Origin of the sequence: Intrasporangium zincisolvens (assembly GCF_034724055.1) — a bacterium.
GTDB lineage: Bacteria > Actinomycetota > Actinomycetes > Actinomycetales > Dermatophilaceae > Monashia > Monashia zincisolvens.
Genome location: NZ_JAWIIL010000001.1, coordinates 176,990 through 199,215 on the forward strand (window position 1 = coordinate 176,990; position 22,226 = coordinate 199,215).

Below are 22,226 nucleotides of genomic sequence, written 5' to 3' on the forward strand. Positions count from 1 at the left end.
CCGGCAGGGACGGACGCGTCGGTGACGATCAGGCGCGGGCGTCAGAGGCCGTCGACGACGACCGCGGCCATCTCCATGCAGGCGTCGTGCGTCTTCTTGCTGATCTTGAGCGGGTCCAGGTGCAGGCCCGGGGCCAGCATCGGGTCGTAGGGGATGTCGACGACGCCGCGCACCCACTGCTCGAAGTGCTCGCGGGTGTGGACGCCGGCGCCGATGTCGTTGCCCTTGGCCGACGTGTGCGAGATGACGCAGACGGCGTTGCGCACGAGGTCGCCGCGGCCCATCGCGACGAGCGCGTCGAGGTTCTTCGCGGCGACGACGGAGGTGTCGTCCTTGAGCGAGGTGGCGAAGACGAGCATGTCGGCGCGGGCGGCCGCCGCGAGCCAGTTCGGGGCGAGGCGGTTGTTGCCGGTGTCGACGATGATCATCCGGTAGAAGCGCGACAGCTGCGTGTGGAGGTCCTCGAACTCCTGCTCGCCGATGATGCGCATCGCCTCGTCGTCGTCGGCGGAGGCCAGCACGTCGAAGGACAGGCCCCGCTGCTCGCGCACCCAGTGCTCGAGCTCGGACGTGCCGGCGTTCGGGTCGCCAGCGATGGTCGGCAGCGCACCGAGGAGGTCGACGACCGTGCGGTGGTGGCTCTGCGACGGCGCACGCATGCCGAGCGTGCCCTCGGTCTCGTTGTTGTCCCACGCGAGGACCGAGCCGGAGCGGTAGCGCCCGAGGTAGCTGGCGAGCATGAGGGAGACGAGGGTCTTGCCGCCACCACCCTTGGTGTTGATGATCATGATCGTCTTGCGGCCGTTGAGCGGCCGGGCGATGCGGTCGATGCGGTCGCGCTCGAGCAGCTCCTTGGTGCTCGGGCCGAGCCCGAAGGCCTTGCGCAGGCCCGAGTTGGCCTTGACCTTCTGGCGCTCACCCTTGGAGCGCGCCGTGATGAGGTCCTCGGCGCTCGGGCGGTCGGAGTTGCCGGCGCGGTCGACCGGCGTGAGGTCGTAGCTGTGACCGAGCTCTTCCGCCGCGGCGGCGACGTCGGGGTCGACGGCCGGGGCGGCGGCGAAGGCGTCGCGCGCGCTCGAGTGGTCGGTGGAGAAGCGGCTCGTCGGCGCGTCGGTGTCGGTCGAGGTGCTCGAGCTGCCGGACGGCGACCCGGCGGGGACCCAGCCGGAGTACTCCTCCTGCGAGGCGTCGGCGACCTCGGAGTCGTGCTGCAGGGACTGCCAGTGGCGCGTCGACTCGTCGGCCTCGGTGCTGCCGCTGCCGGACTCCCACGAGGACCAGCCGTTCTGCGTCGACCCGTTCGGCGTGTAGCCACCGGAGGACGAGGAGTCGTAGTCACCCTCGTAGGCGCTGAAGTCGCCGGTCGAGCCCGACGCGTCGTCGGTCGCCGTCGACGTGCCCTCGCTCGCGGCGTACGGGTCGCTCCACGTGTTGGCGTCGGACGCCTCGGGCGAGGTCTGCTCGGACGCGGCCTCCTCCGACTGCCAGGAGTCGTCGTCCCACGTGGAGGACCACGGGTCGCTCGAGGGCTGGTCCTCGGGCGAACCCGTCGCGACGGGAATGGGCAGCGCGAACCCCCCAGGGACCCGGTTGTTCGAGGAGAAGCCGGGGATGCCCTGGCCCTCGGTGTTGCCGGTCTCGTCGTTGCTCATCGAGCGCTCCTTGCTGGCCTGCCACGTGCGGGGGCCCGCTCACGGACCCTCCGCGATGGTCCCATGCTTCCGCGACACATCAAACCTGCTGACCACGCGTGGCGCGGGGCGAAACGGTCTTTCCGGACCCTTACCCACCGCCCGTCGGTTGGGGCCTTGCACGGGTGACCCGGTTACGATGAAGCGCCCAGCGGCAAGCGACCATCACGAAGGAGGAGACGGCGTGGGACTCATCAACCGTGTCGAGCACGGTCTGGCCAAGGCTGTCCACGGCGCCTTCGCGAAGGCGTTCAAGTCGGAGGTCCAGCCCGTCGAGATCGCCTCGGCCATCCGGCGCGCCATGGACGACCGCGCCGCGATCGTCGGTCACGGCCGCGCCATGGTGCCCAACCTCTACACGATCGAGCTCAGCTCGACCGACTACGAGCGCCTCGGTGACTACGAGGACGACCTCACCGACGACCTCGTCGCCGCCGCCCAGGAGCACGCCGACTCCCAGGGCTACCAGCCCGGCGGCCCGCTCGAGGTCGACCTCGTCGAGGGCGAGGGCCTCGAGACCGGCGTCTTCCGCGTCCGTCCCGCCACGGCCAAGCGCGCCGGCAGCGCGGCCGGTGCCGGTGCCTCCGCCGCGCCGGCCCGCGAGCCCGCCCCGGCCCCCCGCCCGCAGACGCCGAGCGGCACCGTCGTCGACGAGCCGCCCGTGCAGCGTCCGGGCGCCCGCAGCAACCCCTCGGCCCGCCCGTGGCTCGACATCAACGGCGACCGCTACCCGCTGCTCGGGGCGCTCACGACGCTCGGGCGCGACGACTCCGCCGACATCGTCGTCGACGACCCCGGGGTGTCTCGGCGCCACAGCGAGATCCGCGTCACCACCGACGGGCCGCACCTCGTCACCTCGATCCGCGACCTCAACTCCACCAACGGCACCTTCGTCAACGGCGAGCGCATCGCGAGCCAGCGGCTGCAGGACGGCGACCGCCTCACCCTCGGGCGAACCACCGCCACCTTCCGGGCCGGGCGGCGATGACCCACGTGACCACCCCGACGACACCTGGTGATGCATGAGTGAACTCACCCTGACCCTGCTGCGGCTGGGTCTGCTCGCGCTGCTGTGGATCTTCATCTTCAGCGTCGTCGGCGTGCTGCGCACCGACATCTACGGCACGTCGGTGAGCCGCCGGACCCAGCGCAAGGCCGCCAAGGCTCAGGAGAAGGCGCAGGAGAAGGCGCAGGCGCGCGGCCGGCGCCAGCCCGCCGCCGCCGGTGGTGCCGCCGCTGGCGCGGCGGGTGCTGCCGGCGCCGCCGGTGCCGCTGCAGGGGGTGCCGCTGCGGGGGGTGCCGCCGGGGCCGCGTCTCGTCGGCCCCGAGGGCGCAAGACCGTCCCGACGACGCTCGTCGTGACGGAGGGGCCGCTCACCGGCACGTCCCTGCCCCTGCGCAGCAGCGGCATCCTCATCGGCCGCAACCCCGAGTGCGCGCTCGTCCTCGACGACGACTACGCGTCGGGCCGGCACTGCCGCATCCAGCCCGACCCGGCCCGCGACGGCTGGCTCGTCGAGGACCTCGGCTCGACCAACGGCACGTTCATCGGCCGCGACAAGCTGACCGGCTCGCGCCCGGTCGAGGTGGGCACGACGCTGCGCATCGGCAAGACGGTCCTCGAGCTGCGGGGCTGACCGGATGGCCATCGCCCTGCGCTACGCCGCGCGCTCCGACCTCGGCCTGGGACCCAAGTCCCGGAACGAGGACTCTGGCTACGCCGGCCCCAACCTGCTCGTGCTCGCCGACGGCATGGGCGGCCACGCCGCGGGCGACGTCGCCAGCTCGATGATCGTCGGCGAGCTCGCGCCCCTCGACGAGGAGGACGTCACCGCCGACCAGGCCGTGCCGCTGCTCGAGGAGGCGCTGCACTCGGCCAACGCCAAGCTGACCCGCGCCATGCGCGAGAACGCCGACCTCGCCGGCATGGGCAGCACGACGATCGTCATGCTCCGCACCGGCAACAAGCTCGCGATGGCGCACATCGGCGACTCCCGCGCGTTCATGCTCCGCGGCGACACCTTCTCGCAGATCACGAAGGACCACTCCTTCGTCCAGCAGCTCATCGACGAAGGGCGCATCTCCAAGGAGGACGCCGGGCACCACCCGCAGCGCTCCGTCGTCACCCGCGTCATGACCGGCCAGCCCGACGACGAGCCGGACACCTCGCTGCGCGAGGCGAAGATCGGCGACCGCTTCCTCCTGTGCTCCGACGGCCTGTCCGACTTCGTCGGCGCCGACGTCATCGAGGAGATCCTCCGCGAGGCCCGCACCCCCGACGACGCCGCCGACCGCTGCATCGAGGTGGCGCTCAAGGCGAGCACCCGCGACAACGTCACGGTCATCGTCGCCGAGGTGGTCGACGCCGACGGTGACGACCTGCCGGTCACCGTGCCGCAGGTCGTCGGGGCGGCGGCCAAGCGCCTGCCGAACCGCACCCGCGCCATCCCGACCTCGCCGGCCGAGAAGGCCGCCGCGCTCTCGCGCGCCGCCACGGGCCGCGACAAGGCCACCGACGACGACGAGACGCACGTCGAGCTCGCCGAGGGCCCGGCCCGCTCGCGCCGGGCGAAGGTGGCCCGACGCACCATCGGTGTCGTCGTCGTGGCCGCGATCCTCGGCGCCGGCGGGTACGCGGCCTACGCGTGGTCGCAGAAGCAGTTCTACGTCGCCGCGAGCAACGGGCACGTCGCGATCTTCCGCGGCGTCTCGGCCGACCTCGGCCCCGTGGCCCTGTCCCGCGTCGAGACCGAGTCGGAGGTCCGCGTCAGCGACCTGCCCGCCGACGTCCAGGGCTCGGTCGACAACACGATCCCGGCCCGCGACCTCCCGGACGCCGAGGGCAAGGTCGACCGCCTCCGCGGCGAGGCGATGCGCTGCCAGCACCTCGCCATCACCGGCACGCCGTGCGGCACCACCCCGCAGCCGACGCCGACCCCGACGCCGAGCACGCCCACCCCGGCGCCCTCGACGCCGCACACCACCGCGCCGCGTCCGACGACGCCGGCGCCGCGTCCGTCGACGACCGCGAAGGCGGCCGCGCTGCCGGCGCTGCCCTCGACCGGGTCCGCGGCAGGTTCGGCGGCAGGGTCCGCAGGGTCCTCGACGCGGTCCGTGGCGCTCTCCGCGGCGGTGACGACGGGGGTGCCGGCATGACGACGACCGTCGAGCCCCTGACGCCCCGCACGCGCCGCAACGCCGAGCTGGGGCTGCTGATCCTCGCCATCGGCATCGTCCTGCTCGCGTGGGTCACCACCGACCTCAACCGCAACGGCACGGTCCCGGCGAACATCATCCCGGTGGCGGGCGGCTTCACGCTGCTCGCCCTCGCCGTGCACCTCGTGCTCCGGTGGAAGGCCGCCTACGCCGACCCGGTGCTGCTGCCGATCGCCACGGTCCTCAACGGCCTCGGCCTCGTCATGATCCACCGCCTCGACCTCGCCCGCGGCAAGCTCGGCACCGACGGCGACGCCTACCGCCAGATCATCTGGACGACGTTCGCCATCGTCCTGGCCATCGCGGTCATCATCGTGCTGCGCGACCACCGCCTGCTGCGCCGGTACACCTACGTGTCGATGGCGGCCGGGCTCGTGCTGCTCCTCGCGCCCCTGGTGCCGGGCCTCGGCCGGTCGATCAACGGTTCGCAGATCTGGATCTCCATCGGCCCGATGAACTTCCAGCCGGGCGAGTTCGCCAAGATCGCCTTCGCCGTGTTCTTCGCCGGCTACCTCGTGCAGACGCGCGACGTCCTGTCGCTCGCCGGCAAGAAGGTCCTGGGGTTCACCTTCCCGCGCGGCCGCGACCTCGGCCCGATCGTCGTGGCGTGGGTGATGTGCCTGCTCATCCTCGTCTTCCAGAGCGACCTCGGCACGGCGCTGCTCTTCTTCGGCCTCTTCGTCGCGATGCTCTACGTCGCCACCGAGCGCACGTCGTGGATCGTCATCGGCCTGCTGCTGTTCGCGGCCGCCGTCGCGTTCGCCCTGTCGGCGTTCTCCCACTTCACCAAGCGCGTCGACCTCTGGCTGGACCCGTTCTCCCAGCAGAGCCTCGACGTCTCCAACCAGCTGGCCAACGGCCTGTGGGGGATGGCCGCCGGCGGCCTGACGGGCACCGGGCTCGGCGCGGGCCGGCCCTGGCTCACCTCGTTCGCCGAGAGCGACTTCATCTTCCCGAGCCTCGGCGAGGAGCTCGGCCTCTTCGGCACGCTCGGGATCCTCGTGCTCTACGTGCTCTACTGCGAGCGCGGCGTCCGCACGGCCCTCGGGGTGCGCGACGGCTTCGGCAAGCTGCTCGCCGTCGGCCTCGCGTTCTCGGTCGCCTTCCAGGTCTTCATCGTCATCGGCGGCGTCACCCGGGTCATCCCGCTGACCGGCCTGACGACACCGTTCATGTCCCTCGGTGGCTCCTCGCTGCTCGCGAACTGGGTCATCACCGCCCTGCTGCTGCGCATCTCCGACCAGGCCCGACGCCCGATGCCGGAGATCCCGGTCGGCGTCGCGGTCGACGACCCCGCTCCGGCCGAGGTCACCCAGGTGGTGAGGATGCCGTGAACACCCCGATCCGACGCCTCTCGCTGCTCATGGCGGCGCTCTTCACGGCGCTGCTCGTGTCCGCGACGGTCATCCAGTTCGTCCAGGCCAAGTCGCTCGGCTCGATGGCCGCCAACAAGCGCACCCTGCTCGACACCTACTCGCGCGAGCGGGGCTCGATCATCGTCGGCGGCCAGGCCGTCGCGAAGTCGATCCCGGTCGACGACCAGTACAAGTTCCTGCGCCAGTACCCGCAGGGCGAGCTGTACTCGCAGGTCACCGGCTTCTACAGCTACGTCGTCGGGGCGCCGTACGGCCTCGAGCACGCGGCCGACGACCTCCTGACGGGCGACTCCGACTCCCTCTTCGTCCGACGCGTCACCGACCTCATCACCGGCCGCAAGACCGCCGGCGCGACGCTCGAGCTGACCATCGACCCCAAGGCACAGAAGGCCGCCGACGACGCGCTCGGCAAGAGCAAGGGCGCCGTCGTCGCGCTCGACCCGAAGACCGGCGCCATCCTGGCGATGGTGAGCCACCCGCAGTACGACCCGAACCCGCTCTCGAGCCACGACCTCACCAAGGCCTCCAAGGCCTGGCAGAAGCTCGCCGGCGACCCCGACAAGGCCTACGTCAACCGCGCGCTGAGCAGCCTGTACCCGCCCGGCTCGACGTTCAAGGTGGTCACGGCGGCCGCCGCCCTCGAGAACGGCGTCGTCACCGACGAGAACTCCAAGGTGCCGGGACCGGCCGAGCTCGACCTGCCGCTCACGAGCACCAACCTGCCGAACGAGACCGGCCAGCCATGCGGCCCGAACAACGAGACGACGCTCATCCACGCGCTCGAGATCTCGTGCAACACCGCGTTCGGCTCGCTCGGGCTCGACCTCGGCGGCGAGAAGCTGCGCGCACAGGCGGCGAAGTTCGGCTTCGGCGACTCGATCCAGGTGCCGCTGCGCGCCGCCTCGAGCTCGGTCCCGGCCGACATGAACGAGCCGCAGTCGGCGCAGGCCGCCATCGGCCAGTACGACGTCAAGACGACCCCGCTGCAGATGGCCATGGTCGCGGCCGGGATCGCGAACAAGGGCCGCGTCATGACGCCGTACATCATCGACTCGGTCCGCAGCGCCAACCTCGACGTCATCTCCTCGACGCCCGACCCGACCGAGCTGTCGCAGGCCGTCTCCGAGCAGACCGCGTCGATCCTGACGAAGATGATGGTCTCCGTCGTCGACAACGGCAGCGGCGCCCGCGCGCAGATCAACGGCGTCAAGGTGGCCGGCAAGACCGGCACCGCCCAGCACGAGAAGGGCAAGCCGCCGCACGCCTGGTTCATCAGCTTCGCCCCGGCCGACGACCCGAAGGTCGCCGTGGCGGTCGTCGTCGAGGACGGCGGTGTCACCGGCAGCGAGGTCGGTGGCGGACGCGTCGCGGCCCCGATCGCTCGGGCCGTCATGGAGGCGGTGCTCGGCCGATGAGCCTCGTCGAGCCCGGCACGACGCTCGGGCAGCGCTACACCCTCGACACGAGCATCGCGTCGGGCGGGATGGGCGACGTCTGGGAGGCCACCGACACCGTCCTCGAGCGCCCGGTCGCGGTCAAGGTGCTGCGTCCGGCCGACCCCGACGACACGACGTTCATCGACCGGTTCCGCGACGAGGCGCGCGGTAGCGCCGGGCTGCACCACCCGAACATCGCCGCCGTGTACGACTACGGCGAGGAGGACGACGTCGCCTACATCGTCATGGAGCTCGTGCCGGGGCGCACCCTCGGCGAGCTGATCCGCGAGAGCGACGGCGGGATGGCGCCCGACGACGTCCGTTCGATCCTCGGCCAGGCCGCCCTCGCCCTGTCGGCGGCGCACGAGGCCGGCGTCGTGCACCGCGACGTCAAGCCCGCCAACATCATCGTCACCGGCGAGGGGCAGGCCAAGCTCACCGACTTCGGCATCGCCCGCATCGGTGACGGCTCGGGGCACACCCGCGCCGGCGAGGTCCTCGGCACCCCCGACTACATCAGCCCCGAGCAGGCCCTCGGCGAGCCCGCGACGGCGGCGAGCGACATCTACTCCCTCGGCATCGTGGCCCACGAGATGCTGACCGGCCTCAAGCCGTTCGACATGGGCACGCCGGTGGCCACGGCCCTCGCGCAGGTCAACGACCCGCCACCGCCGCTGCCCGACACCGTGCCGCAGGACCTCCGCGACATCGTCGGGGCCTGCCTGGCCAAGACCGCCGCCGACCGCCCGCACGCCGTGAGCGAGGTGGCCGCTGCCGTCGGCATGCCGCTCGGCGCCCTGCCGGGCGTCACCCCGGCACCCCTCGGCGCGAGCGACGCCACGGCGCCCATCGCCGCCCTGAGCCCGACGCGCGCCTTCACCGCCGCCCACCCCCGCACCGACGCGTCGGCCGGGGTCGGCGCTGCAGGCGCGGCGGGCGCCGCCGGTGCCGTGGGCGCCGCCGTGGCGGGAGTGTCCGAGGCCCCGACGCACCGGGGCGACACCCCCAGCTTCGGCGAGCGGAGCGGTGCCGGACGCGGCAGCGACCGCGAGCGCCGCGCGGCCCCGCCACGCTGGGCCTGGCTCGCCGTCCCGCTCGTCCTGCTCATCGCGTGGGGCTCCTTCGCCCTCGGCGGCCGGATGGGCGCCGCGCCCGACCCGGCCCCGTCGACGCCGGCGGTGACGAGCACGGGCGGCGCGGGCGCGTCGACGAGCGCCTCGACCCCGACGACCACGAGCACACCCACCGAATCCGCCAGCACGTCCACCACGGAGCAGTCCCCCAAGCCGCCCGACAAGAAGAAGGGCAAGGGGAAGGGCAAGGGCCAGGGCGAGGACCAGGGGAACTGACATGACCGACCGGCCCGACGAGATCGCACGACGAGCGGACGACGATGACCGAGCATTCGATGAGGCAGCACCCGACCGAGCGAGGGCGAGCGACGTGACCACTTCCCCCCGGATCCTCGGCGGACGCTACGAGGTGGGCGAGCTCATCGGCCGTGGCGGGATGGCCGACGTCCACATCGGCCACGACACCCGTCTCGGGCGCACCGTCGCCATCAAGATGCTGCGCTCGGACCTCGCGCGCGACCAGAACTTCCTCATGCGCTTCCGCCGCGAGGCGCAGTCGGCCGCCGGCCTCAACCACCCCTCGATCGTCGCGATCTTCGACTCCGGCGAGGACGACGCGTTCATCGACGGCCCGAACGGCACGCGGACGCACCTGCCGTACATGGTGATGGAGCACGTCGACGGCCTGACGCTGCGGCAGAAGCTGACCGAGCACCAGCAGCTCGACCCCGCCGAGGCGATCCGGGTCACCGAGGGCGTCCTCGACGCGCTGGCCTACAGCCACCGCATGGGCATCGTCCACCGCGACATCAAGCCGGCCAACGTCATGATCACCGACGACGGCACGGTCAAGGTCATGGACTTCGGCATCGCCCGCGCGATCGCCGACACCGCCGCGACGATGACCCAGACCCAGTCGGTCGTCGGCACGGCGCAGTACCTGTCACCCGAGCAGGCCCAGGGCCAGACCGTCGATGCCCGCTCCGACCTCTACTCGACCGGCTGCATGCTCTTCGAGCTGCTCACCGGCCGTCCGCCGTTCACCGGCGACTCGCCGGTGGCGATCGCCTACCAGCACGTCGGGGAGCTGCCGCAGCCGCCGAGCGTCTGGAACGACGCCGTCGGCGGCGACCTCGACGCCGTCACCCTCCACGCGCTGGAGAAGGACCGCGACGCCCGCTACCAGGACGCCACCGCGTTCCGTGTCGACCTCGAGAACGTCCGGCTCGGGCGTCCGATCAGCGCCGCCGCCCTCGGCACCGGCGCTGCGGTCGGCGCCGCGGCGACCCAGACGCTCCCGGCGTCCTACGCGTCGGCGGGCGCGCCCACGGCGGTGCAGCCGGTGACGCGTCGGTCCCAGTACGGCAACACGGCCGGGCTGCCGGCCGTCGGGCACGACGAGGACGAGGAGCGCACCGGCCACAAGGGCCGGGCCGCGCTCGTCACCGTCCTCGCGCTCGTGCTGCTCGGCCTCATCGGCTGGCTCGCGGTGACGTGGTTCGGCAACCAGACGCCCGACGTCAAGATGGTCGCGGTGCCCTCGATCGTCAACATGCAGGAGGCGCAGGCCACCCAGACGCTCGCGGCGAACAACCTGCGCGGGGAGAAGTCCCAGGCCCCGAGCACGACCGTGCCCAAGGACAGCGTCATCAGCCAGGACCCCAAGCCCGGCGGGCAGGTCGCGGAGCAGTCGGTCATCCGGTTCGTCGTCTCGACCGGCCCGGACAGCGTGCAGATGCCCGACGTCACGGGGATGAACAAGGACGACGCGCGTACCGAGCTGGAGAAGCAGGGCTTCAAGGTCGTCAAGTTCGTCCAGGAGAACACGCCCGACCAGGACAAGAACAAGGTGACCAAGACCGACCCGTCGGCCAACTCGACCGTCGCGGCCGGCTCGGACGTCACGATCTTCTACGCCACCGGCAACGTGAAGGTGCCCGACGACCTCGTCGGCAAGGACTGGACGCAGGCCGTCATCTCGCTGCAGAACGCGGGCCTCAACCCCAAGAAGGAGCCGGTCGACTCCGACAAGCCGGCCGACCAGGTGCTCGACGTCGAGAACGCCGGCAACGTCGTCAAGGCCGGGTCGACGATCACGGTCAAGGTCGCCAAGACCCCGACGCCGACCCCGTCGACCGTCACGGTCACGCCGACGCCGACCGACACGGCCACCGCGACCGACACGACGTCACCGCCGCCGATCCTGCCCTGACGCCGGCCCCCGGCCACCCCGCACCGGGACAAAGTGCCCACTCGACGTATCTACCCCGTCGAGTGGGCACTTTCTCGTGCTGTGGGGGCTCGGCTGTGCTCAGACCGCGGCCGTGACGAGCGGGCTCAGGCCCGCGGACCGGGCCACCGCCCCGGTGTCGCCGCACATGGCGAGGAAGTTGGCGAGCATCCGGTGCCCGCCCTCCGTGAGGACGCTCTCCGGGTGGAACTGGACCCCGTGCAGGGGCAGGTCGCGGTGACGGACCGCCATGACGACACCGGAGTCGGTGTGGCCCGTGGCGAGCAGCTCGTCGGGGAGCGTCGCCGGGTCGATGGTCAGCGAGTGGTAGCGCGTCGCGGTGAACGGCGACGGCAGGCCCTCGAGGACGCCGGTGCCGTCGTGGTGCACGAGGGAGGTCTTGCCGTGGAGCAGCTCGGGGGCCCGGTCGACGGTCGCGCCGGCGACCACGCCGAGCGCCTGGTGGCCGAGGCAGACGCCGAACATCGGGGTGCCGAGGCGCGCGCACTCGCGGATGACCTCCATCGAGACCCCCGCGGCCTCCGGCGTTCCCGGGCCGGGCGAGACGAGGACGCCGTCGTACTCGGCGACCGCTCCGACCCCGACGGCGTCGTTGCGCACGACGACGCACTCGGCGCCGAGCTGCTCGAGATAGCCGACGATCGTGTAGACGAAGCTGTCGTAGTTGTCGACGACGAGGATGCGGGTCATGCGGGCCTCACGGGTGCTGCGGGTCGGGTGGTCGGGGTCTCGGGCGGGTGGCCGGTCAGCGGATCGGGGCCGCGTACTGGAGGTCGACCGTGCCCGAGTATGCCGGGAACTCCAGGGCGGAGTGGGTCTGCACCCCGTAGCCGAGACCCACGGCGTCGACGTACTGCTTGTAGATCTGCACGGTCTGGTCGTTGTCGAGGCCGAGCTGCAGCGACTGGACGTCGCCGATCGCCTTGATGCGGTAGGGCGGCGAGTAGACCCGCCCCTGCAGGATCAGGGTGTTGCCGACGCACCGGACCGCGCTCGTGGAGATGATGCGCTGGTCCTGGATCATCATCGCCTCGGCACCGGACTGCCACAGCGCGTTGACGACACCCTGGACGTCCTGCTGGTGCACGACGATGTCGTCGGCGGTGAAGCCCTCGGGCAGCGAGTCGGCGCTGCGGTGCGCGTCGTCGAGGGTCACCTCGACGGCCGGCCCGGAGACCTTGGTGTCGGCGGCGGCGTCGGCGAGCGCGTCGCCCTTGGCGGCCAGGGTCGAGAGCCGCTTGTCGTAGGGCGCGTTGGCCTTCGACAGCGCGTCGACCTCCTTCTGGAGGGTGTCGAGCTGGGCGGCCTTGTCGGCGACGCGCGAGTCGCCGTCCATGATGAGCTGCGGCAGGTCGCGGTCGGCGCGGAGGTCCTGGCCCTGCGCGGCCACGAAGCTCATCGAGAACATGATGCCGGCGACGGCGGTGATGACCGGCACGAGCGCCCGCCACGTGAGGCGCGGACGGCGACGCGGCTCGGGGGCAGCGGCGTCCGGCCCACCGTCGGTGGCGGGCTCGTGCGCCTGCGGCTCCTCGGCCTGCGGCTCGTCCGTCATGCCTGCGTCCTCCACGGGCGCGGCCGTTCCGCGCCCCACCGCCATTCTGCCCTGACTCTCCCGTGCTTCACGACCGGCTCACGCCCGCTCACACACGGCTCACACACGGCTCACGACCAGCCGCCCGTCACGTCGCCGGGGCCGAGTCACCGCGTCCGCCACGCAGGATGAGGACGACCTCGACGCGGTTGCGGGCGCCGAGCGCGGCGACGAGAGCGGCGATGTCGGTGGCCACGGTGCGCACCGACACCCCGAGCTCGCGCGCGATGGCCTGGTCCTTGGCGCCGAGCGCGAGACGCCGGGCCACCTCGTACTGGCGGCGGGAGAACGGCGGCTGCTCACCCGGCGGCACGACGGGGGTGGCCCGGGCCCACGTGCGCTCCCAGAGGTCGCGAACCCGGTGCACCATGTCCTCGCGGGTGGCGAGCCAGGCGGTCGGGAAGCCGCGGGGGTCGGGCGGTCCACCGACGACGGCCGCGCTGCGGTCGATGAGGATGAAGCGCGCCACGGTCGGTCCGACCCGGGCCTGCGGGTGCACCGCGACGAGCATCGGGTTCATGGCGAAGGCGCGCTCGGACCCGACGAGCCGCATCGTGACGCCCCTCGAGACCGAGGCCTCGTCGAGGGTCTGGGTGCGGTCGTTCGGGTTGAACATCGAGGTCGGCTGGACCGACTCGACGGTGCGACGCGTGCGCGGCTCGATGGCGGCCAGGCCCTGGGCGATCTGGTCGACGCCTGCGCCGATCATCCGGAAGCCGGAGGGGCGCAGCCCGTCGAACATGATGTCGTGCGCGAGCTCGGCGGTCTGCTCCTCGAGGGCGCGGCCGTCGCGGACCAGCGCACGGAGCCCCGGCGCGACCGACGCGTCGAGCGGGGGCGGTCGCATCGGCTGCGCTGCGTCGTCACCCGGGCTCTCGTCCGGTGTCATGGGATCCCCTGTCGTCGGCGGCGACGGGTCACGGCCGGGTCGGTCGTGCCGGGCGCCGGAAGGGCCATTGTGCAACGGGGCGAGGCGTGGCGCGCCCGCGAGGCCGCGCCCGGGAGCGGACGTGGCTCGAGGAGGGTGCGTTCACGGCCGCACGCACTACGCTGGGCCGCACACGACGCAAGGAGAGAGCAAGTGCCCGAGTCCAGAGGCCGCGACCACAAGGCCACCGCCTACACCCCGCCGCAGAAGAGCAAGGCGGCCGAGCCCAACCCGACGTGGTGGGCCCCGGTCTTCATCACGCTGCTCGTCGTCGGGCTGCTGTGGATCGTCGTCTACTACGTGACCGAGTACAAGTACCCGATCGGCTCGATCGGCGTCTGGAACCTCGGCGTGGGCTTCGTCCTGCTCATGGCCGGCTTCATCATGACGATGCGCTGGCGCTGACCTCCTCGTGCCGCGGCCGCCCGCCGCGCCCGGACCGCTCACGGCCCGTCCCCGATCCGGGGGCGGGCCGTCCCCGATCCGGGGGCGGGCCGTTCGTCGTCCACCGGGCCGAGCGGAGCGTCGAGTGGCCGCGGTGGCCCCCTCGTCCACATCTCCCCACACGGTGTTGACATCTTTTCCACATGGTTGTCCCCAGCTGGGGATGAATGACACGTGTGTAACTACATCCACAGGGTTATCCACACCGGTGGACAACTCGAGGTGGGGATACCTGTGGAACCCGTGCTCAGCCGGCGTGTGGAACCCGTTGTCCACAGGGTGTGGATCCTGTGTGCAAGACCGTCGACGAGACGCGGTCCGGCCTCGCCCGCGCTCCGGCGCGATGACGAGGGCCCGGAGCTGTGGAGAACCGGCCGACCCGGGCCGTGGACAACCGGGGGAGAACGGTGGACAGCCGTGGACAACCGTGGGAAGCCCATCGGTGCCCGCCGGGAGGGCAGGGCGACCATCCGAGCGGCCGGTTCACGCCGGGTACGTACCCGCACACCCGCTGGAGGGGTCAGCGGCCGAAGGCGCTCGAGTCGATCAACCGGACGGCCTCCGGCAGCGAGAGGTACTTGAGCACCGCTGCGGCGACCACGACGGCGAGGACCGCGCCGAGGCCCAGCCAGACGAGGTGGCGAATGCCCTGGCGTCGGAACGCGATGATGACGGCGGCGCAGGCGAGGCCGGTCACGAGGCCGCCGAGGTGGGCCTGCCAGGCGATGCCGGGGTAGATGAAGCCGAAGGCGGCGTTGATGGCGATCGTCGCGTACATGAAGGCCGACGAGCGGCCGAGGTGCCGGTTGAGCACGAGGAGGGCGCCGAAGAGGCCGAAGATCGCTCCGGACGCTCCGACGACCGGGGTCAGCCACCCGACATCCTGGCCGGCGTTCAGCCCGGAGATCGTGGGGGACCCGGCCAGCAGGACGACGCCGACCTGACCACCGATGCCGCTGATGAGGTAGAGCGCGGCGAAGCGGGCCCGGCCGAGCAGCGGCTCGAGGTACTGCCCGAGGCTCCACAGCGCGAACATGTTGAGCAGGATGTGGAAGATCGTGTCCGGCGAGTGGAGGAAGGCCGCCGTGACGAAGCGGTACGGCTCGGTCCAGCCGAGCGCCGGCAGGAACGCGAACTGGCCGGTCAGGGGCGCGTAGGCGCGCTGGAACAGGTAGACGACGGCGCAGATCGCGATGATCGTGTAGGTGACGACGGGGGTGCCGGCGGTGGCACGGCCGCCGAAGACGGTGCGCGCGCCGGGCATGGCGCGCGACGCCTCGCGGACGCAGTCGACGCACTGGATGCCGACGGCCGCGGGCCGCTGGCACTCGGGGCACGCGGGGCGTCCGCAGCGCTGGCAGCGCACGTACGCCTCCCGGTCGGGGTGGCGCGGGCACACGGACGGACCGGCAGCAGGCTGCGGCACCCCCGGCTCAGCGGGGGGTGGAGCGGTCGGGTTGTCGGACAACGGGATTCCCCCTGCCGGTCTCGTCCGTGCGTACGGGTTGAGCTGGTGGAGCGAGGCGCTCAGGCCTCGATCGTCACCGAGTTGATGACGACGTCCTCGACCGGCTTGTCGTTCGGGCCGGTGGCGACGGCGCCGATCTTGTCGACGACGTCGCGCGAGGACTGGTCGGCGACCTCACCGAAGATCGTGTGCTTGCCCTGGAGCCACGTGGTGGCCGCCGTGGTGATGAAGAACTGCGAGCCATTGGTGCCCTTGCCCATGCGCTTGCCGGCGTTGGCCATGGCGAGCACGTACGGCTTGGTGAAGTCCTTGTCGGGGCTGATCTCGTCGTCGAACGTGAAGCCCGGGCCACCGAAGCCCTGACCGAGCGGGCAGCCGCCCTGGATCATGAAGTTCGGGATGATGCGGTGGAAGATCAGGCCGTCGTAGAACGGCGTCGGGTTGGTGCGGCCCGCCTCGTCCTTGTACTCCTTCTCGCCCTTGGCGAGGCCGACGAAGTTCTCCACCGTCTTCGGGGCCTGGTGCTCGAAGAGGTCGACGACGATGTCGCCGTGGTTCGTGTGCAGGGTTGCCTTCATGGGCCCAATCCTCGCACGACGCGTCAGCCCGTCCGCTGTGTGGCGACCGTGCGACTGCTGTGCCCTCGGGGTACGTGGCCCGCACGGACGGGGAACGCCGGTGCCGGACCCACCGTTGGCCAAGAAGACACGAGACGAAGGGCGGTGCAGCGATGTCGTTCCTGGACAAGCTGAAGCAGAAGGCCGAGGAGCTCGACCTCGAGACCAAGGCACGGCAGCTGCAGGAGGCCGCGACGCAGGCGGCGAAGCAGGCCCAGCAGAAGGCCGGTGAGTTCACCACCGAGAACCGCGAGAAGATCGACGGCTACATCGACGCCGCGAGCAGCACGATCGACGAGAAGACCCACGGCAAGTACGCCGACACGGTGGCCAAGGTGCGCGCCGGCGTCGACAAGGGCATCGAGAAGGTCGCGGAGGGCGGGTCCGCGGCGGGCGCCACCGGTGCGGCCGCGGCCGCCGGGGCCACCGACACCGGCCCGTTCCCCGCCGACCCTGGTGCGCCGGCTCCCGACGTGCCGGGCCCGGCCGTGGCCGACGTGCCGACGCCCACCCACGAGGCCGTCGCCGACTCGACGCTCGAGGACACCGTCCTCGGCCTCGACACCGCGGCACCGGTCGAGCCGCCCACCGACGCGTCCACCCACGCGTCCACCGACGCCGACCCCGACGCCGACCCGACGCGTCCGGCCGGTTCCGCGGGCTGAACCGGGACACACCAACCGACCCGTCCCGACCCTCCTGGCCCCGGTTCTGCGGGGCGGGTGCGGCTCGTGCCCGATGTTGGCAGGATGGGTAAGGACGACAGGACTTAGGAGGACGCATGTTCCGCACCAAGCAGTCCCGCGCCGAGGCCGCGGTCGACCAGGCCCGCTCTGCCGCCGTCGACCTCGGGTCGGCGGCCGGCGACCAGTTCGACACCGTCAGGGACAGTGCCGCCGATGCGGCCGCCCAGGCGTCGAAGGCCGCCCGCAAGCAGGCCGAGCACGCGTCGCAGGTGGCGCGTCAGCAGGCGGCCGAGGCCTCGACCGCGGCCCGCAAGCAGCTCGAGGCCGCCCGTGAGGCCGCGACACCCGCGGTCCAGGACGCCGCCGAGGCCGCCCGGGAGCGGCTCGTCGACGCCGCGGCCACGGCCCGTGACGTCGCCGGCGAGGCCATCCACGAAGCCACCGAACGGGCCCGGCCGAAGATCGAGCACGCCCAGGACACGCTCGTCGACACCGTGCTGCCGAAGGTCGGCGCGGCGATCGCCACCGCCGCCGCGGCCCTCGCCGCCGGCGCCGAGCAGGCCCGCGAGTCAGCGGCTCCGCACCTCGAGTCGGCCGCGGCGCAGGCCCGCGAGGCGGCGACCGTCGGTGGGCACCGGGCCCACGACGCGTACTCGGTGCTCAAGGGCGACGCCGTGGCGAAGAAGCGGGGCGGCAAGGGCAAGTGGCTCATCGTCATCGGCCTCACGGCCGCCGGCGTCGCCGCGGTCGCCGCCTACCGCAAGCAGAAGCAGGCCGACGACCCGTGGGCCACGCCCCTCGACACGAGCGCCGGCACGCCGGGCACCTCGTTCAAGGACAAGGCGAGCACCCAGGTCGAGCACGCCAAGGAGGCCGTCTCCGACGCGGCCTCGAAGGCCAAGGAGAAGGGCTCCGAGCTCGCCGACGCCGCCAAGGACAAGGCCGGTGACCTCGCCGCCAAGGGCCAGGCCGCCATCGCCGATGCCAAGGACCGCTCCGACGAGGCCGCCGACGCCGCCACGGACGCCGCCGCCACCGGCGCGGCCGACCCGCTGAGCGGCACCTCCGCTGCCGAGGGCCAGGTGACCGAGGCCGAGCAGGCTCCCGGCGCCGATGCCATCAGCGACGACGCACTCGAGGGCGGCGCGGTCAACGGCGCCTCGACGAAAGCCTCGCCGCGTGGCTCGTCACGCCCGCGCAGCTCCAAGGAGGAGACCGGCAAGGGCTGAGCACCGACGCCAGGGACCTCCAGCACGGGCGGCCCCAAAGAGAAGGACCCGGATGCCATCGGCATCCGGGTCCTTCTCTGCATGAGCTGGCTCGCACCGACAGGGGGACAGTGCGAGCCAGCACATGCAGAAGGGCTGGGCGCGGTTCGTGCGGGCCCAACCCTTCGCTGCTCCCAGTCTAACCCCGGACCGGGGGCCTGCGCGAGGGGTTGGGTGAAGTTTCTATTACGTCCTCGAGATCGAGTCCGCCCTTTCCACGCCATTTCGCCCGAGCCTCCGCCTCGCCGACGTGGTGGCCGACGACCCGGAGAACTGCTGCTCCACCGAGCATGGCACCAGTGGGCCCGGCGCGCCAGAGGAACGCACTGTGGATTCCACGTGGCCTCGGCGACGCCCTGCCGTGACCGCCGCCGACCCCTCCGACGTCCCGTCCGGATGTCCTGGCCGATGCGCCCCTTTCGCCCCGATCTGTTGACGCTCACGAGGCGAGCCCCTACGGTCCTCACCAAGAGCGTGACTGATTGTGATCGAAAGGATGCTGTAATGCGCAGTTTCAGACACACAGTCCAACGATGGGTGGCCGCTGCCGGGATCGGTGCGGTCGCCCTCTCGGGACTCGTCGCCCAAGCCGCCCCCGCGGCCGCGGCCGACGGACACCTGGGTGACGTCACCGGCTTCAGCCGCAGCGGCGACACCTACACCTTCGCCTCGGGTGCCGCGAAGGTGCGCGTCGAGGTCGACGACGCCTCGCTCGTCCGGGTGCAGCTGGCACCCGACGGCACGTTCACCGACCCGGCCAACGAGGACCCGGCCGACCCGTCGGCGCCCGACGCCGACATCGTCGTCGGGCGGCACCGCGTCGCGGGCAGCTCGAGCGTCGCCGAGTCGGCCGACGCGTACGTCGTCAGCACCGCCAAGGCCCGGCTCACCGTGAACAAGCACCCGCTGACGATGCGCCTGCAGGACGCGTCGGGCCGCGACCTCTGGCGCGAGACGGCGCCGCTCGCCTGGAGCAGCGCCGGCACGACCCAGACGCTCGCCCAGGGGGCCCAGGAGCAGTTCTTCGGCGGCGGCATGCAGAACGGCCGCTTCAGCCACCGCGACACCTCGATCACGATCAGCCGCGACTACAACTGGGACGACGGCGGCAACCCGAATGCCGCCCCCTTCTACCTCTCGAGCGCCGGCTACGGCGTCCTGCGCGACACCTTCGCCGCGGGCACGTACGACTTCCACGCCCCGGTGCGCACGACCCACCAGGAGCAGCGCTTCGACGCGTACTACTTCGTGGGCGACACGCGTCAGGTCCTCGACGGGTACACGCGCCTCACCGGGCGTCCGCTCATGCTGCCGATGTACGCCCTCGAGGTCGGTGACGCCGACTGCTACCTGCACAACGCCAACCGCGGCGAGCGCCGCACCCTGCGGGACTCGACGACCGTCGCCGACGGCTACACCGCCGCCGACATGCCGCTCGGCTGGATGCTCGTCAACGACGGGTACGGCTGCGGCTACGAGCAGCTGCCCGAGACCCACCAGATGCTCCAGGGCCACGGCTCCGAGCTCGGCCTGTGGACCCAGGCCGACCTGACGAGCCAGCCGTCCGAGGTCGCCGCCGGCGTCCGCGTCCGCAAGACCGACGTCGCCTGGGTCGGCCCCGGCTACCGCTTCGCACTCGACGCCTGCGAGAAGGCCCGCGACGGCATCGAGTCCAACAGCGCCGACCGCGCGACCGTCCTGACGATCGAGGGCTGGGCCGGCACCCAGCGCTGCGGCGCCATGTGGAGCGGCGACCAGTCGGGGTCGTGGGACTACATCAAGTGGCAGATCCCGACCTACGCCGGATCGACGCTCTCGGGCCAGCCGGTCACGACGGGCGACATCGACGGCATCTTCGGCGGCAGCGCCGACACGTACACCCGTGACCTCCAATGGAAGATGTTCCTGCCGATGACGTACGCGATGAGCGGCTGGGCGGCCAAGGACAAGCAGCCCTACCGCTACGGCGAGCCGTACACCTCGATCAACCGCAGCTACCTCCAGCTGCACGAGCGACTGCTGCCCTACCTCTACACGCACACGGTGAACGGGTCGAAGAACGGCCTCGGCCCGACGCGTCCGCTCTACGTCAACTACCCGGACGACCCTGCGACGTGGGGTGACCAGGCGAAGTACGAGTTCCTCGCCGGTGATGACTTCCTCGTCGCTCCGGTCTACTCCGACACGATGGTGCGCGACGGCATCTACCTGCCCGAGGGCACGTGGGTCGACTACTGGACCGGGCGGCTCTACTCCGGCAAGCAGACGCTGAACGGCTACAAGGCGCCGCTCGACCGGCTGCCGCTCTTCGTCCGGGCCGGCGCCGTCGTGCCGCAGTTCCCGGAGGGCACCCTCGACTGGTCGGCGGGCAAGGCCTCGGGCCGTCTCGACCTCGACGTCTACCCCTCGGGGGCCTCGACGTTCACCAGCTACGAGGACGACGGCCGCTCGCAGGAGTGGGCCGCCGGCCGCAGCGCGACCCAGCGGTTCGATGTCGCCGCGCCCGTGGCGGGCAAGGGCCCGGTCACGGTGACGCTCGGTTCGGTCGACGGCGCGTACGCCGGCAAGCCGACCACGCGCGGCTACGGGCTGGCGGTCCACACGAACACGGCACCGTCCGCAGTCGCGGTCGACAACGCGTCGGTGGGCGCGATGGCCTCGCAGGCGGCGCTCGACGCGGCGCCCGAGGGCTGGTTCTACGACGCCGCCACCGGCGTCGTCCACGTCAAGACGCGGTCGGTGCCCACGACGTCGGCCCACACCGTGCGCCTCACCGGCGCCGGCGCGGTCGGCGGCGCGCAGCCGGGCGAGCTCGACGCGACGCTCGACGTCAAGGCGCCGGTCATCTCGGTGCCGGGCGAGGGTCGCGAGGTGTCGGCGACGTTCACCAACTCGACGGGCAAGCCGGTCCAGGTGACCGCGACGTCGGTCGGCGTGCCGGCCGGCTGGTCGGCCACGGCGTCCGGTCCGACGACGGCCACCGACCTCAAGGACGGCGCGTCGTTCACGGCGCGGTTCGCGGTGACCCCGCCCACCGGGGCCAGGCCCGGGTCGTACCCGGTCACGGCGTCGGCCGCGTACACGGTGCGCGACGTGTCGCACACCCTGTCCGACGCGACGACGACGCGGCTGGCGTTCCCCTCGCTGGCGAGCGCGTTCAGCAACGTCGGCGTCACGGCCCTGGCGTCGCCCGCACCGGGCGACATCGACGGTGGAGGGTCGAGCTACATCGCCGAACGGCTTGCGGCACAAGGCGTCTCGCCCGGTGCGACGGTGTCGGCCAACGGGTTCGACTTCACGTGGCCGTCGTCGCAGCCCGGCACGAAGGACAACGTCGCGGCAGCCGGTGAGACGATCCAGGTGTCGGGCAAGGGCAACGCCCTCGCCTTCCTCGGCACGGGTACGAGCGGGTCTGCCGGTGGCGCGGCGACGGTGCACTACGCCGACGGCTCGTCCACGGCGGTGACGGTCGGCTTCCCGAACTGGTGCTGCCTCGCCACCGACACGTACGGCGCGAAGACCGCGGTGACGACGATGGGCAAGAACACGCCGAGCGGCGCGGCCTACCCGACCACCGCGTACCGCCTCTACACCAAGACGGTGCGGATCGACCCGGCCAAGGAGGTGGCTGCGGTGACCCTGCCGGCCAACTCGGCGGTCCACGTCTTCGCCATGACCGTCGGCACCGAGGAGGTCGTGCCGCCGCCGGTCGCGGACGGTCAGTACTCGATCGGCAACGTCGGCTCGGGGCTCGCCCTCGAGGCGCCGGGGTCCGACTCCGCACAGCTCGGGACGGCGCCGGTCAGCTCGTCGCCCTCGCAGAAGTGGGTCGTCACGCTGCAGGACTCGGGCGCCTACGAGGTGAAGAACGCCCAGAGCGGGCAGTGCATGGACGTCTTCTACAGCTCGCAGACGTCCGGCGCTCTCGTGGGGCAGTACACCTGCACGGGCACGACGAACCAGCAGTGGACCATCACGAGGTCGGGTACGCAGCTGACGCTCAAGGCCAAGCACAGCGGCCTCTCCCTCGCGGTCGACGCGTCGGGCAAGGTCGTGCAGGTGACCGACACCGGCGCGGCGACCCAGCGCTGGACGGCCACGGCCAACTAGGGCTGCACCGCCCGGGCCACCTGCCCGGGTCCGCACCGGTCGAGGCCGGCCGCACACCGCACGCGGTG

17 protein-coding genes are annotated in these 22,226 nt (G+C 72.1%); 11 read left to right on the forward strand and 6 right to left on the reverse strand.

What is annotated here, in order from left to right; translation table 11 throughout:
• Window positions 1-41: 41 nt before the first annotated feature.
• Window positions 42-1,652 (reverse strand): MinD/ParA family ATP-binding protein, encoded by a 1,611-nt coding sequence (locus tag RY076_RS00870; RefSeq protein WP_323095457.1) that lies wholly within the window; start codon window positions 1,650-1,652, stop codon window positions 42-44.
• Window positions 1,653-1,875: 223 nt separating this feature from the next.
• Here RY076_RS00870 and RY076_RS00875 point away from each other — a divergent pair, with 223 nt between their 5' ends.
• The 7 genes from RY076_RS00875 (at window position 1,876) to pknB (ending at window position 11,004) form a co-directional block, all read left to right on the forward strand.
• Window positions 1,876-2,679 (forward strand): DUF3662 and FHA domain-containing protein, encoded by an 804-nt coding sequence (locus RY076_RS00875; protein WP_323095458.1) that lies wholly within the window; start codon window positions 1,876-1,878, stop codon window positions 2,677-2,679.
• A 34-nt stretch (window positions 2,680-2,713) separates the two neighbouring features.
• Window positions 2,714-3,328: an FHA domain-containing protein FhaB/FipA gene (locus tag RY076_RS00880; RefSeq protein ID WP_323095460.1), complete on the forward strand. Its 615-nt coding sequence runs from the start codon at window positions 2,714-2,716 to the stop codon at window positions 3,326-3,328.
• Between the two features lie 4 nt (window positions 3,329-3,332).
• Complete coding sequence (locus tag RY076_RS00885; protein ID WP_323095461.1) at window positions 3,333-4,847, forward strand: PP2C family protein-serine/threonine phosphatase; 1,515 nt, start codon at window positions 3,333-3,335, stop codon at window positions 4,845-4,847.
• The gene (locus tag RY076_RS00890) at window positions 4,844-6,241 is read left to right on the forward strand and encodes an FtsW/RodA/SpoVE family cell cycle protein (protein WP_323095462.1); all 1,398 of its coding nucleotides are present in this window, start codon (window positions 4,844-4,846) and stop codon (window positions 6,239-6,241) included. Before RY076_RS00885 ends, RY076_RS00890 begins: the two co-directional genes overlap by 4 nt.
• The gene (locus tag RY076_RS00895) at window positions 6,238-7,698 is read left to right on the forward strand and encodes a peptidoglycan D,D-transpeptidase FtsI family protein (RefSeq protein WP_323095463.1); all 1,461 of its coding nucleotides are present in this window, start codon (window positions 6,238-6,240) and stop codon (window positions 7,696-7,698) included. Before RY076_RS00890 ends, RY076_RS00895 begins: the two co-directional genes overlap by 4 nt.
• Entirely contained in the window at window positions 7,695-9,068 is a 1,374-nt protein-coding gene (locus RY076_RS00900) for a serine/threonine-protein kinase (RefSeq protein WP_323095464.1), read from the forward strand. Before RY076_RS00895 ends, RY076_RS00900 begins: the two co-directional genes overlap by 4 nt.
• 94 nt (window positions 9,069-9,162) lie before the next feature.
• Window positions 9,163-11,004 (forward strand): Stk1 family PASTA domain-containing Ser/Thr kinase, encoded by a 1,842-nt coding sequence (gene pknB / locus RY076_RS00905; protein ID WP_323095466.1) that lies wholly within the window; start codon window positions 9,163-9,165, stop codon window positions 11,002-11,004.
• 99 nt (window positions 11,005-11,103) lie between these two features.
• Here the strand turns inward: pknB and RY076_RS00910 are convergent, their stop codons facing one another.
• The 3 genes from RY076_RS00910 to RY076_RS00920 form a co-directional block, all read right to left on the reverse strand.
• Window positions 11,104-11,733 (reverse strand): aminodeoxychorismate/anthranilate synthase component II, encoded by a 630-nt coding sequence (locus RY076_RS00910; protein ID WP_323095467.1) that lies wholly within the window; start codon window positions 11,731-11,733, stop codon window positions 11,104-11,106.
• Window positions 11,734-11,788: 55 nt separating this feature from the next.
• Window positions 11,789-12,598: a DUF881 domain-containing protein gene (locus tag RY076_RS00915; protein WP_323095468.1), complete on the reverse strand. Its 810-nt coding sequence runs from the start codon at window positions 12,596-12,598 to the stop codon at window positions 11,789-11,791.
• Window positions 12,599-12,725: 127 nt separating this feature from the next.
• A complete protein-coding gene (locus RY076_RS00920) occupies window positions 12,726-13,526 on the reverse strand; it encodes a helix-turn-helix transcriptional regulator (protein ID WP_323095469.1) in 801 nt (266 codons plus the stop codon).
• A gap of 192 nt (window positions 13,527-13,718) precedes the next feature.
• On the opposite strand from RY076_RS00920, the gene RY076_RS00925 reads away from it, so the two are divergent.
• Window positions 13,719-13,970: a cell division protein CrgA gene (locus tag RY076_RS00925; RefSeq protein ID WP_076264151.1), complete on the forward strand. Its 252-nt coding sequence runs from the start codon at window positions 13,719-13,721 to the stop codon at window positions 13,968-13,970.
• Between the two features lie 559 nt (window positions 13,971-14,529).
• On the opposite strand, the gene RY076_RS00930 is transcribed toward RY076_RS00925, so the two are convergent.
• Both RY076_RS00930 and RY076_RS00935 read right to left on the reverse strand, forming a co-directional pair.
• A complete protein-coding gene (locus RY076_RS00930) occupies window positions 14,530-15,435 on the reverse strand; it encodes a rhomboid family intramembrane serine protease (RefSeq protein WP_323095472.1) in 906 nt (301 codons plus the stop codon).
• 101 nt (window positions 15,436-15,536) lie between these two features.
• Window positions 15,537-16,055, reverse strand: a complete 519-nt coding sequence (locus tag RY076_RS00935) for a peptidylprolyl isomerase (RefSeq protein ID WP_323095474.1) — start codon at window positions 16,053-16,055, stop codon at window positions 15,537-15,539.
• 152 nt (window positions 16,056-16,207) lie between these two features.
• On the opposite strand from RY076_RS00935, the gene RY076_RS00940 reads away from it, so the two are divergent.
• The 3 genes from RY076_RS00940 (at window position 16,208) to RY076_RS00950 (ending at window position 22,158) form a co-directional block, all read left to right on the forward strand.
• Window positions 16,208-16,759 (forward strand): Rv0909 family putative TA system antitoxin, encoded by a 552-nt coding sequence (locus tag RY076_RS00940; protein WP_323095476.1) that lies wholly within the window; start codon window positions 16,208-16,210, stop codon window positions 16,757-16,759.
• Window positions 16,760-16,875: 116 nt separating this feature from the next.
• Window positions 16,876-18,009, forward strand: coding sequence for a hypothetical protein (locus tag RY076_RS00945; RefSeq protein ID WP_323095477.1), 1,134 nt, complete (start codon window positions 16,876-16,878; stop codon window positions 18,007-18,009).
• 576 nt (window positions 18,010-18,585) lie between these two features.
• Complete coding sequence (locus RY076_RS00950) at window positions 18,586-22,158, forward strand: RICIN domain-containing protein (RefSeq protein WP_323095478.1); 3,573 nt, start codon at window positions 18,586-18,588, stop codon at window positions 22,156-22,158.
• Window positions 22,159-22,226 lie beyond the last annotated feature (68 nt).